Consider the following 12259-nt stretch of genomic DNA (forward strand, 5'->3'; position numbering starts at 1 on the left):
TGGGCGGTCACACGTTCCCAGACCGCCCCGTCGAATGCAGGCTATGTCTTTGTGAACGCGTGCACAAAGATGGTGTCCGATTTGCCCGCCCAACGTGACCGGGCTCACGCGCCTCACCGGCGGAGCCACCGGTGCGGGTACTGGTGGGGGCAAAACCGACACACTCCTCAAGAATCCCGCCCCCGAGACCGACTCGCCGTCGATCCTAAGCCAGGTTCGGCATGACTTGGACTACTCGGTCAGTTCCTTGCGCAGACGACCCTCGTCCACCCGCCAGAACGTGTGCTGCCTGCCGTCGACGAGGACGACGGGGATCTGCTCCCAGTACGCGTCGTGCAGCCGCCGGTCCTCGGTGATGTCCTTCGACTCCCAGGGCACGCCGAGGTCGCCGCAGACTTTCTCGACGACCGCCTGAGCGTCGTCACACAGATGGCAGCCCGGCTTGCGGATGAGTGTGACGAGCCGGTCACGCGGGTCGGCCTTACGCCGGAAGAGGGGACTCATGCGGGCCATTCTCGCGCTTCTTTAACGGGAGGGTCGCGGAGAGTTCACAGCCTTCAAACCTCATGACTCCGGAACCACCGAACAGAATGGCTATGCTCACGCCATGGCCGCTCTCGGATGGCTCACCCCCCGTAGGCGCTCCGCCACGGCGCGGAGCGTGTTGGCAGGCGAGGCCTCGGCGGAGGCCGCGCGCAAGTCCTCGCAGGACACCCAGGGCGTCACGGAACGGGAACCGGAGTTCCCGGTGCTCGGCGACGACCGGGCCGCCGCGTTCTTCGACCTGGACAACACCGTGATGCAGGGTGCCGCGCTGTTCCACTTCGGGCGCGGCCTGTACAAGCGGAAGTTCTTCGAGACCCGCGACCTGGCGAAGTTCGCCTGGCAGCAGGCCTGGTTCCGGCTGGCCGGGGTCGAGGACCCCGAGCACATGCAGGACGCGCGCGACTCGGCGCTGTCCATCGTCAAGGGCCACCGGGTCGCCGAGCTGGAGTCGATCGGCGAGGAGATCTACGACGAGTACATGGCCGACCGCATCTGGCCGGGCACCCGGGCGCTGGCCCAGGCCCACCTGGACGCCGGCCAGAAGGTCTGGCTGGTCACGGCGGCCCCGGTGGAGATCGCGCAGGTCATCGCGCGACGGCTGGGCCTGACCGGCGCGCTGGGCACGGTGGCGGAGTCGGTCGACGGGGTCTACACCGGCAAGCTGGTCGGCGAGCCCCTGCACGGCCCCGCCAAGGCGGAGGCGGTGCGCGCGCTGGCCGCGGCGGAGGGCCTGGACCTCTCCCGCTGCGCCGCCTACAGCGACTCGCACAACGACATCCCGATGCTCTCCCTCGTCGGCCACCCGTACGCCATCAACCCCGACGCCAAGCTCCGCAAGCACGCCCGGGAGAAGGACTGGCGCCTGCGGGACTACCGCACCGGCCGCAAGGCGGCCAAGGTCGGCATCCCGGCGGCGGCGGGCGTGGGCGCCGTGGCGGGCGGCACCGCGGCGGCGATCGCCCTGCACCGGCGCCGCCGGTAGTCACGTACCGCGCACGGATCGAACACGGGTCGGAGGCGACTACCCGACCCGCACCCAACACGCCCGCAGTTCGCCGCAACACGCACTTTTCCGATCAAAAAGCGATCACATTGCGGCACTTGAACAGGCGTCAAACGATTACGGAAGCAACGTAATCGATGTTTTGAGCAACTGGGTGTAGCAGTGCCTGCACGAAGCGTTATTCTCCTGGGACGCAAACCGGCACCCTGCCGTCGCTACGACGGGTGAAAGGTCCGGCACTGCACGTGATGGAAGCTCTGCCTCTGGGAGTCCCGTGTACCCACACATCGGGGTTGACGCCTCGGGCCTGGCTGCGCTCCGCGCGACGGTCGCGACGGTCAAAGCGACGATGCGCGGCTTCGTCCCCACCGCGTACGCCGTCCCCGCCTTCGCCACGGCCGCGCCCGCGGGCCCGTGCTACGCACTCGCCGAGGGCAGCGCCGCGGTCGGCAGACGAGGGCGCGCGACCGGCTCGGCCGGCGCGCGGCGCCCGGCCGCGGACAGCGACAGCGCCCGGATGATGGATCTCGTGGAGCGGGCCCAGGCCGGCGAGGCCGAGGCCTTCGGCCGGCTCTACGACCAGTACAGCGACACGGTCTACCGGTACATCTACTACCGGGTGGGCGGCCGGGCGACCGCCGAGGACCTCACCAGCGAGACCTTTCTGCGCGCCCTGCGCCGGATCGGCACCTTCACCTGGCAGGGCCGCGACTTCGGCGCGTGGCTCGTCACCATCGCCCGCAACCTCGTCGCCGACCACTTCAAGTCCAGCCGCTTCCGCCTCGAGGTCACCACCGGCGAGATGCTCGACGCCAACGAGGTCGAGCGCTCCCCGGAGGACTCCGTCCTGGAGTGCCTCTCCAACGCCGCCCTGCTGGACGCCGTGCGGCGGCTCAACCCGCAGCAGCAGGAGTGCGTGACCCTGCGTTTCCTCCAGGGCCTCTCCGTCGCCGAGACCGCCCGCGTCATGGGCAAGAACGAGGGCGCCATCAAGACCCTCCAGTACCGGGCCGTGCGCACGCTCGCCCGGCTCCTGCCGGACGACGCGCGCTGAGGACGCGCGCTGCCGACACGCGCTGCCGACGGCCGCCGCGCGGGCACCCTGGGCGACGTTCAACTCACGCGCCGTAAAAGCTTGTTGACTTTCCGATCCGACGGCCTGCCGTCCGTAACCCAAGTGCCGCGCCAGTCGTTGTGCGGGATACAGGCTCCCTGTGGTCACGTCCCGGTCGACCCTGATCACACGATCGTGTGGATCGGTCGAGGACGTGCAACCCTCAGGACCCCCTGGGGAGTCGACCGTCATGACGAGAGGAGGTGCCGCCAGTGATCGCGAACGTATCGGCGCACCGGCGGGCGAACGCCTTCGCCCAGGCCCTGGAGGAGCAGTCCGACCGGGACACGGTGGCCGAACAGACCCAAGGACCGGCGCGGCCGGGCCCGGCCGCCGCGGAACAGACCGAGCAGGGCCGGCTGATGGCCCTCGCAGAAGGTCTCGGCGCACTGCCCAAGCCGCAGCTCGACCCCGACGTCAAGGTCGTCCAGCGGGCTCAGCTGGTGGCCGCGATGGAGGCCATGCTGCGGGAAGGCACCGCGGGCGAGGCGGCCGGCCCTTCGGTTCCCGGGCAGCGTTCCGAGCGGGGCCGTGGTGCCCACCGGGCGAGCCCGCTGGGGAAACTGCGACCGCGTTCACGGCTGACCAAGGGACTCGCCGCCGGCGGGCTCAGCGTCGGTGTGGCCGCCGGGGCGTTCGGCGGAGTGGCCGCCGCGAGTTCCGACGCCCTGCCCGGAGACTCGCTCTACGGCCTCAAGCGCGGCATCGAGGACTTCAAGCTGGACTACCTGGCCGACGGGGACAACGAGCGCGGCCAGGGCTACCTCGACCAGGCCTCGACCCGGCTGAGCGAAGCGCGGCGGCTGATGGAGCGCGGCCGCGGCGGCCACCTCGACCACGAGTCGATCGGCGAGATCCGCCGCACCCTGTCCGGCATGCGGCACGACGTCTCGGAAGGCCACCGGCTGCTGCACGGGGTGTACGAGCGCGACCCCGACTCGCTGGGCCCCATCCAGGCCCTCTCCGCCTTCTCGCGGTCCCACCGCGAGGCCTGGGGCGCGCTCCGCGACAAGCTGCCCCTCCAGCTCGGGGACGTCAGTGAACAGGTCTCGTCGGTGTTCGACGCCATAGACGAAGAGGTCGCCCCGCTGCAGTCCCTGCTGCCGCAGCCCGCCAAGCCCGGCGACGGCAGGCGGCAGAGCTCCGGCTCGACGCCCAGCGACTCCTCCGGCACGCACCGGTCGGCCACGCCCGGCACCGGCGACGGCTCCGCCTCCGGCAGTCGGCCGAGCAGCGGCAGCCCCAGCGGCTCCGCCTCCGGCAGCACCGGCGACGGCCTGCTCGGCGGCAGCACGGGCGGCCTGCTCGACCCGCCGAAGAGCAGCGGCAGCGCCTCCCCGTCCACCGGCAGGACCCCCACCGCCACGCCGGACATCACCGTCCCGCCCCTCCTGCCGGGCCTCCTCCCCGGCCTGGGCATCGACGGCGAGGACAACAACGGCTAGCGGCCGAGCGCGACCACGTCAGCGGGGGCGCCGCTCCCAGGAGGAGCGCCCCCGCTGACGTACACAGCCCCTGCCCCACCCCCGACAACCTCAGAAGAACACCGACCGCCGCTGTACCAGCAGCTTGTACAGCGTGTGCTGGATCTGCTCCCTGACCTGGTCGGTCAGGTTGAACATCAGCATCGGGTCCTCGGCGGCCTCCGGCGGATAGCCGTCCGTGGGGATCGGCTCGCCGAACTGGATCGTCCACTTGGTGGGCAGCGGGATCGCCCCCAGCGGGCCCAGCCAGGGGAAGGTGGGCGTGAGCGGGAAGTACGGGAAGCCGAGGAGGCGGGCGAGGGTCTTGGCGTTGCCGAGCATCGGGTAGATCTCCTCCGCCCCGACGATCGAGCAGGGGATGATCGGGGCGCCCTTGCGCAGGGCCGTGGAGACGAAACCACCCCGGCCGAACCGCTGGAGCTTGTAGCGCTCGCTGAAGGGCTTCCCGATGCCTTTGAAGCCCTCCGGCATCACTCCGACCAGCTCGCCCTGTCCGAGCAGCGCCTCCGCGTCCTCGGTGCACGCCAGGGTGTGGCCCAGCTTGCGGGCGAGCTCGTTGACCACCGGCAGCACGAAGACCAGGTCGGCGGCGAGGAGGCGCAGGTGCCGGCCGGCCGGGTGGTGGTCGTGGACGGCCACCTGCATCATCAGGCCGTCCAGCGGGAGCGTGCCCGAGTGGTTGGCGACGATCAGCGCACCGCCCTCGGCCGGGATGTTCTCGACGCCCTTCACCTCGACGCGGAAGTACTTCTCGTACACCGGGCGCAGCAGGGACATCAGGACCTGGTCGGTGAGCTCCTCGTCGTAGCCGAAGTCGTCGACCTCGTAGTCCCCGGTGAGCCGGCGGCGCAGGAAGGCCAGCCCACTGGCGATCCGCCGCTCCAGACTGCCCTCGTCGCCCCGGGCCGCCGGACGGTCGAGCGGCGTCTTCTCGCTGGTCACGGGAACATCATCCGGCACGGGCGCCCGCCCGGGCAGGGACTGCACCTCGCCGACCGGGCCCCCCTCCCCGTTCTTGAGCCTGCTCCCCGCGCTCCGGCGCCGCGACGGCCGCTGCGCGGCGCCCCCGCGGGACCGGTCGTCGTCGAACGGAATGACCTTGGCGTCCGCCATCGTTGCTGCGCTCCTCAGTTGGCGCTCTGCGTCGGGAGGTGGCCGCTGCCCCGCAGGGTCAGCGCGGCGATCCGGTCGACGGCCCCGGCGAGGGCCTCCGGCGGCAGCAGCCCGGGGCCGCGGCTGCGGGCGAAGTCCGCAAACGTTTCCGCAGTCGTGTACGTGGGCTGGAAACCGAGCGTCTCGCGCATCTGGTCGGTCGCCACCACCCGCCCGTGGGTGAGCAGCCGGATCTGCTCGGGCGAGAAGTCCGTCATTCCCAGCGTACGCACCATGGAGCCGGCCCACGTGACGGCGGGCAGCAGCAGCGGCACCGTGGGGCGGCCCAGCCTCCTGGAGCACTGCGAGAGCAGCAGGACGCCGTCGCCGGCGATGTTGAACGTGCCACTGTTGAGCGTGCCGCGGCGCGGCTCGTGCGAGGCGATCCGCAGCACCTCGGTCACGTCGTCCTCGTGCACGAACTGCAACCGGGGGTCGTAGCCGAACACGGTGGGCAGGACCGGCAGCGAGAAGTACGAGGCGAGCGGGGTGTCCGCGGTCGGCCCCAGGATGTTGGCGAACCTCAGCACGCACACGGCGACGTCCGGCCGCCGGCGCGCGAAGCCCCGTACGTACCCCTCGACCTCGACCGTGTCCTTCGCGAACCCACCACTGGGCAGCGACTTCGCCGGGGTCGTCTCGGTGAACACCGCCGGATCGCGGGGCGCCGACCCGTACACGTTCGTACTGGACTTCACCACCAGCCGCTTGACCGTCGGGGACTTCTGACAGGCGCCGAGCAGCTGCATGGTGCCGATGACGTTGGTCTCCTTGACCGTGGTCCGGCTGCTGGTGCCCAGCGCCGTGCCGGTCACGTCCATGTGGACGACCGTGTCGGCGCCCGTCTCGGCGAGCACGCGGGCGATGGTGGGCTGCCGGATGTCGGCCTGGATGAAGTCGGCACCGCCCAGGTGGTGCTCGGGTTGTACCGCGTCCACGGCCACGACACGGTCCACTTCCGGGTCACGCTGGATCCGTCGTACGAAACGGCCCCCCAGTTGACGGGCCACTCCGGTCACGAGCACGACCTTTCCCAAGATCAGCGCCTTCCTTCCAGCCCTCGTCCCAGCTTCGCCCAGCCCGCGTTCCCCGTGTGCGGCCAACTTAGCGGGTCGATGTTGCACTGTGATGACCGCCCGACGCGGGAGGCGACGGAAATTCCCCCTTCGGAATATGACTGTGGCCCCCCACGGGTTTCCCCGTGGAGGGCCACAAAGCCACGCTCTCGCGCGTCTCTCGCGCGTCGCCTACTTCTTGTTGCGACGCTGAACGCGCGTGCGCTTGAGCAGCTTGCGGTGCTTCTTCTTGGCCATCCGCTTGCGCCGCTTCTTGATAACAGAGCCCACGACTACCCTCGCTCACTTCTCATCACTCGGTGCTGGGCGCCATGGGCCCATACGACCTACGAGGGGCTAGCCTACCCCTCCCGGGCGACGACCTTGTAATCGAGGGGTTCCGGAGGGTTCTCCGGCGGTTGCCGTCAGGCGGTTTCCACCCCCACATAGCTCTCTCGGAGGTACTCGTGGACCGCTTGCTCCGGGACGCGGAACGACCTCCCGACCCGGATCGCGGGCAGATGACCGCTGTGCACCAGCCGGTACACGGTCATCTTCGACACTCGCATCACCGAGGCGACTTCCGCCACGGTAAGGAACTGAACCTCGTTCAGAGGCCTCTCGCCAGCTGCAGCCATGACACACCTGAACCTTCCGCACTCGACGGCCACCGGCTTCCCCTTCCGGTGACTCTTCGTCGTTGCGTGCTCACTCCCCAATGTAGGGGCGGGTGATGCGAGTGGGGAAGAGGTGCACCCATCGGCGGCCTACTGTGACAGACACGCTCGATTGAGTACGTAGCGGGTAAGCGGACGGTAGTAAGGGGACCGCACACCGTCATCAAGTGGAACGGCGACCGCCACCGACCCCTCGGCCTCCCCCACGAACAGCGCCGGGTCGTCCGTATCGGCCAGCCCGATGGCCTCGAACCCCAGCTGACCTGCCCCGCAGACCCAGCCGTGGTCCCCGATCACCAGCTCCGGCAACGGCCCTCCCGCCTCGGCCGCCGCCGCCAGCGCGGTCCGAACCGGGAGCGGTGAGTGCGTGTGTGCGCCGGGCTCACCACCGGGGCGTTCGGCCTCCGGATCTCGTACCAGCCCGACGCCTCGTACGTAGTCGATGGCGTGCGTGCGTAGACCGAACCGGGTCGTTATGTCGACACAGCGACCCTGCGCCGGTGTGAGGACCTCACATCCCGCCGCCGACAGGGCGTCCGCAAGAGCGGCGTAGAAACCGAGCAGTCGATGAGGGTGCCCGGTCCCCAGCAACACCGGCCCCCGACGCCGGGCGACCGCCCCGACCCGCTCCGCGAAGGCATCCAGCGCGGCCAGCGTACGCTCCGGGTCGATCACATCATGCCCTGAAGTGTGCGCGGGATCGGCCGAAACCCCGCACTTGTCCGCCATCAACGCGATCAGGTCCCGCTCCCCCCACGCCCACGCGGGATCCATCCCGATCAACACCCGCGGATCACGGGCGACGAAGAGCCGATAGCTACGCAGACTCACCTCCCTGGAGGTCGCCACGGTCCCGGCCAGCCGGGCGGCCAACAGATGCGCGCGGAGTGCTCCCGTGCTCAACACGGAGCGATGGTGACGGACGGACCACACGAAAACCCGAGAAACACGAAAAGACCCCCCGGCCGGCCCAACACCTCCCCCCTCTCGACGCCGCCCGGCATGACCCAGAGGTGCGGGGCGGATCCCCGCGAGGGTCAGGGGCGCAGCCCCGCAGGGGTCCAGGGGGCGCAGCCCCCTGGCGGGGTCGAAGGGGCGGAGCCCCTGGGATGGGAAGGGTAGGGGCGGCGGGGGCGGAGAACCCTCCGGCGACCGCCCTACGCCAACAGCCCCCGCAACGGAAACGCCGCCCGCCGCGTAGCCAGCACGGCCTGATCCAGGCGATCAGCCGGGTCGTACCCGTCCTCCCACGACGCCCACCCCACCGGCCACCGCCCATCGGTCATCCGCGCCGGCGCCAACTGCCGCGTGCGCGCGAACACCTCCTGCCGCCACCCGTCCGGGATCACCGTCTCCGGCGCGACCTCCCGCCCCGCCGCGATCCCCACCAGGTGCGTCCACGACCGCGGCACGACCTCCACCACCGCGTACCCGCCCCCACCGAGGGCGACCCACTTCCCCCCGGCGTACGCGTGCGCCAGCTCGTGGCACGCCACCTGCACGGCCCGCTGCGCGTCCAGCGACACCGCGAGATGAGCGAGCGGATCCTCGAAGTGCGTGTCAGCCCCGTGCTGCGTCACCAGCACCTGCGGCCGGAAGTCGGCGACCACCTCCGGCACCACCGCGTGGAACGCCCGCAGCCACCCCGCGTCCCCGGTCCCCGCCGGCAGGGCCACGTTGACGGCCGAACCCTCCGCCGCCCCCGCCGCCCCGGTCTCCTGCGGCCACCCCGTCTGCGGGAACAAGGTACGGGGATGCTCATGCAGCGAGATCGTCAGAACCCGCGGATCCTCCCAGAACGCAGCCTGCACCCCGTCCCCGTGATGTACGTCGACGTCCACGTACGCGACCCGCTCAGCGCCCAGCTCCAGCAGCCGCGCGATCGCCAGCGCCGCGTCGTTGTAGACGCAGAATCCCGAGGCGCCCCCGGGCATGGCATGGTGCAGCCCGCCCGCGAAGTTCACGGCGTGGTCCGCGTCCCCCCGCCACACGGCCTCCGCCGCCCCCACCGACTGCCCAGCGATCAGCGCGGACACCTCGTGCATGCCGGCGAAGGCGGGATCGTCCACCGTCCCCAGCCCGTACGCTCCGTCCGCCGCCCCCGGATCCGCCGAGGCGGCCTTCACCGCCTCGATGTAGTCCTCCCGGTGGACCAGCCGCAGCGTCGACTCCCCGGCGGGTTTCGCCGCGACGACCTCCACCTCCCGGTCGAGCCCGAAGGCACCCACCAGGCGCCGGGTCAGCTCCAGCCGGACCGGATCCATCGGATGGTCCGGGCCGAAGTCATAGCCCGTTACTGCCTCGTCCCACATCAGCTGTGCGCGGCCGCTCATGCCCGCCACCGTATCGGTCCGGTTGAGCGGCGAACGACTTGGCGTACACCAACGTCACCAGCACCAACGCCATCGGAACCAGCATCGCCCCGCGATAGCTCCAGGCGTCCCCCAACGCTCCCACCAACGGCGAACCGACCAGGAATCCGACGTAGTTGAAGATGTTCAGCCGCGCGATGGCCGCGTCCGACGCGCCCGCGAACAACCGTCCCGCCGCCGCGAAGGTCTGCGGCACCAGCACACACAGTCCCAGCCCCAGCAGAGTGAACCCGAGCATCCCGACCCACGCCCCCGGCGCGCCCGCCACCACCAGGAACCCGAGCGCCGCCACCAGGGTCCCCAGCCGCACCACCGTCACGGCCCCGAACCGCCGCACCCCGAAGTCCCCGATGGTCCGGCCCAGCAGCGTGGTCACCATGTACACGTTGTACGGAACGGTCGCCAGCTGCTCCGAACTGCCCAGCGTGTCCTGGAGGTACTTCGCACTCCAGTTGGAGACGGTCGAGTCCCCGATGTACGCGAACGCCATCACCATGCACAGCGGCAGCAGCAACGTGAAGACGACACCCCCGCCGTCCTCCCGCGCCCCCTGACCATCCACGGAACCGTCCACGGAACCGGCGACGGAAACATCCGCAGAGCCGTCCGCAGAGCCGTCCACGCAACCGGCCACAGCCGCCGGTTCACCGTCGACGTACCACCGGCTGCCCACGAGAGCCGCCGGCAGCAGCACCGCCACCACCGGCAGGTACGACACCCACAACGCCAGGTGCCAGTGCGCCCCCGCCCAGGCGAGCGAGGCCCCGACGATCCCGCCCAGGCTGTACGCCGCGTGGAAGCTCAGCATGATGCTGCGCCCGTACGTCCGCTGCAGGCTCACCCCGAGCATGTTCATCGAGGCGTCCAGCGCACCGACCGCGAGTCCGAACACGGCCAGCGCCGCCCCCAGCTCGGCCATCTCGCCGCCCGCTCCGACGCCCAGCAGCGCCAGCAGCACCACGGGCTGGGACCAGCGCAGCAGCCGGCTGGGCCGTATGCGCTTCACCAGTTGCTCGGTGGTCACGCTGCCGACTCCGGCGAGGATCGGCACGGCGGCCAGGAAGACGGGCAGCAGCCCGTCGGAGACGCCGTACCGGTCCTGGATGGCGGGGATGCGCGTCACCAGCAGCGCGAACGTGGCGCCTTGGGCGAAGAAGCTGAACGCCAGCGAGGCCCTGCCGCGCCGCAGCACATCTGTCATGGCGGCGAGCGTAGGGCCCCGGCGTACCGGTGGGTAGATCAAGCCAAAGGTGAATTTCGCTCAGCTTCCCCACGTGGCGATCAGCTGCTCAGCCGGCGAGCGCGACCTCGCGCTTCTCGGCCGCCTTCGCCGCCTCGGCGCGCACCAGGCTCTCCATGGGCCCGCCGCCGAGCGCGCCGCTGACGACGAAGCCGAGGAGGACCGTGACGGCCATGATGACGCCGCCCAGCCAGACCATGGTCTCGACGGGCAGGGTGTAGGCACCCACCAGCCGCACGAGGCACTCGGCCAGCAGTGCCACACCCCAGACGACGGAGAAGGCCCGCTCCTTGCGGAGGAAGACCGCCGAGCCGGCCGCGGCGCCCGAGGCCAGCCGCTGCCATGCGGCCTCCTTGGCGGCGTCGTCCTTCACGAGGAACGGCTTCAGCGCCGCGGTCATCATGGGCTTGCCGAGCACCACGGAGACCAGGATGCCGATCGCGACCGTGCTGCTGACCCCGCTGTCCTTGACGAGCATCAGCCGCGGGTCACCGGAGACGAAGCTGAGCAGGAGGGAGACGACGTTCACGACGAGGATGAGCCCGGCCAGGCCGTTGGTCCTGCGCTCCTTGACCACACTCCACGTGGTCCGCGCGGCCGGCACCACGCTGCTCCATGCGAGGGCCGCGAACGTGCTCGTCCCGAAGGCGTCCTTGAAGAGGTAGTACGACCCGAGCGGCACCGCCACGTCCATGATCAGCGGGGCGAAGGGGTTCGTCTTCTTGCTCGTCTTCGTCGTCATGCCCTCAGCTTCGCGGAGAGGGCCGGTACCGCAGTAGAAACGATCGTCCAGGACCTGGCGTGACATTTGTCAGGCCAGCAGGGCTGCCAACTGTCCCATGTCGGAGAAGAGCCGCCCGGCGCCGGCGAGCCTCGCCGGAGGCGTCATCGCGGTGAACCCGTACACCTCCATCCCGGCCGCCCTGGCCGCCTGGACGCCCAGCGGACTGTCCTCCACGACCACACACCGCCCCGGCGCGACACCCATCCGCTCGGCCGCGTGCAGGAACAGATCCGGCGCCGGCTTGCCCCGCCCCACGTCCTGGGAACTGAAGATCCGCGCATCCTCGAACCACCGGTCGAGCCCGGTCGTCCGATGCCCCACCCGGATCCGCTCATGGCTCCCGGACGAGGCCACGCAGTACGGCACCCCGTCGGCGGCCAGCTTCGCGAGTACGTCGTCCACTCCCGCCACCGGCTTCAACTCCCGGGCGAACGCGGCGAAGACGCGGCTGTGGAAGACGTCGTCGAAGTCGTCCGGCAGCCGCTGTCCGGTGCGCTCCAGGACCAGGTCGTGGATCCGGTGCATCGCGGATCCCATGTAGTCGCGAATGGAGTCCTCGTAGGTCGTCGGGTGCCCGAGTTCGGTCAGATAGGCGGCCAGCAGCCGGTTGGAGATCGGCTCGCTGTCGACGAGGACGCCGTCGTTGTCGAAGATGATCAGGTCATAGCGCATGCCGTCGAGCCTAAACGGCCGGAAACGCAGAAAACCCCCGCACCGTGAAGTGCGGGGGTTTTCCCAAGAATTGTTCGGCGGTGTCCTACTCTCCCACAGGGTCCCCCCTGCAGTACCATCGGCGCTGTGAGGCTTAGCTTCCGGGTTCGGAATGTAACCG

13 protein-coding genes and 1 rRNA gene are annotated in these 12259 nt (G+C 70.4%); 3 read left to right on the forward strand and 11 right to left on the reverse strand.

Going from position 1 to position 12259, the window contains the following annotated elements:
* Positions 1–231: 231 nt before the first annotated feature.
* Entirely contained in the window at positions 232–513 is a 282-nt protein-coding gene (locus ABZX30_RS24630) for a glutaredoxin family protein (protein ID WP_355936945.1), read from the reverse strand.
* Between the two features lie 94 nt (positions 514–607).
* Between ABZX30_RS24630 and ABZX30_RS24635 the strand changes: the two genes are divergently transcribed.
* The 3 genes from ABZX30_RS24635 to ABZX30_RS24645 all read left to right on the forward strand — a co-directional run bounded on the left by ABZX30_RS24635 (position 608) and on the right by ABZX30_RS24645 (position 4108).
* A complete protein-coding gene (locus ABZX30_RS24635; RefSeq protein ID WP_355936948.1) occupies positions 608–1528 on the forward strand; it encodes an HAD-IB family hydrolase in 921 nt (306 codons plus the stop codon).
* A gap of 295 nt (positions 1529–1823) precedes the next feature.
* Positions 1824–2603, forward strand: coding sequence for an ECF subfamily RNA polymerase sigma factor, BldN family (locus ABZX30_RS24640; protein ID WP_355936951.1), 780 nt, complete (start codon positions 1824–1826; stop codon positions 2601–2603).
* A gap of 272 nt (positions 2604–2875) precedes the next feature.
* Entirely contained in the window at positions 2876–4108 is a 1233-nt protein-coding gene (locus tag ABZX30_RS24645; RefSeq protein WP_355936952.1) for a DUF5667 domain-containing protein, read from the forward strand.
* 90 nt (positions 4109–4198) lie between these two features.
* Here ABZX30_RS24645 and ABZX30_RS24650 read toward each other — a convergent pair whose 3' ends face one another.
* From ABZX30_RS24650 to rrf, 10 genes are all read right to left on the reverse strand, one after another.
* On the reverse strand, positions 4199–5260 hold the full coding sequence (locus ABZX30_RS24650) for a lysophospholipid acyltransferase family protein (RefSeq protein ID WP_355936955.1): 1062 nt from the start codon (positions 5258–5260) through the stop codon (positions 4199–4201).
* Between the two features lie 14 nt (positions 5261–5274).
* Complete coding sequence (locus ABZX30_RS24655) at positions 5275–6336, reverse strand: NAD-dependent epimerase/dehydratase family protein (RefSeq protein WP_355936958.1); 1062 nt, start codon at positions 6334–6336, stop codon at positions 5275–5277.
* 210 nt (positions 6337–6546) lie between these two features.
* Positions 6547–6645, reverse strand: a complete 99-nt coding sequence (locus ABZX30_RS24660) for an AURKAIP1/COX24 domain-containing protein (RefSeq protein WP_003948845.1) — start codon at positions 6643–6645, stop codon at positions 6547–6549.
* A 134-nt stretch (positions 6646–6779) separates the two neighbouring features.
* Complete coding sequence (locus ABZX30_RS24665) at positions 6780–6992, reverse strand: helix-turn-helix domain-containing protein (protein ID WP_004984898.1); 213 nt, start codon at positions 6990–6992, stop codon at positions 6780–6782.
* Between the two features lie 129 nt (positions 6993–7121).
* Entirely contained in the window at positions 7122–7937 is an 816-nt protein-coding gene (locus ABZX30_RS24670) for a phosphatase (RefSeq protein WP_355936961.1), read from the reverse strand.
* Between the two features lie 251 nt (positions 7938–8188).
* Complete coding sequence (locus ABZX30_RS24675) at positions 8189–9364, reverse strand: acetoin utilization protein AcuC (protein WP_355936963.1); 1176 nt, start codon at positions 9362–9364, stop codon at positions 8189–8191.
* Positions 9315–10604 (reverse strand): MFS transporter, encoded by a 1290-nt coding sequence (locus ABZX30_RS24680; protein ID WP_355936966.1) that lies wholly within the window; start codon positions 10602–10604, stop codon positions 9315–9317. Before ABZX30_RS24680 ends, ABZX30_RS24675 begins: the two co-directional genes overlap by 50 nt.
* Positions 10605–10692: 88 nt before the next feature.
* Positions 10693–11385 (reverse strand): VC0807 family protein, encoded by a 693-nt coding sequence (locus tag ABZX30_RS24685; protein WP_355936969.1) that lies wholly within the window; start codon positions 11383–11385, stop codon positions 10693–10695.
* 69 nt (positions 11386–11454) lie between these two features.
* On the reverse strand, positions 11455–12099 hold the full coding sequence (locus ABZX30_RS24690; protein WP_355936971.1) for an HAD family hydrolase: 645 nt from the start codon (positions 12097–12099) through the stop codon (positions 11455–11457).
* Positions 12100–12171: 72 nt separating this feature from the next.
* Positions 12172–12259, reverse strand: a 5S ribosomal RNA gene (gene rrf / locus ABZX30_RS24695); the annotation flags it as partial.

Origin of the sequence: Streptomyces sp. NPDC004542, assembly GCF_040610035.1 — a bacterium.
Classification (GTDB): Bacteria; Actinomycetota; Actinomycetes; order Streptomycetales; family Streptomycetaceae; genus Streptomyces.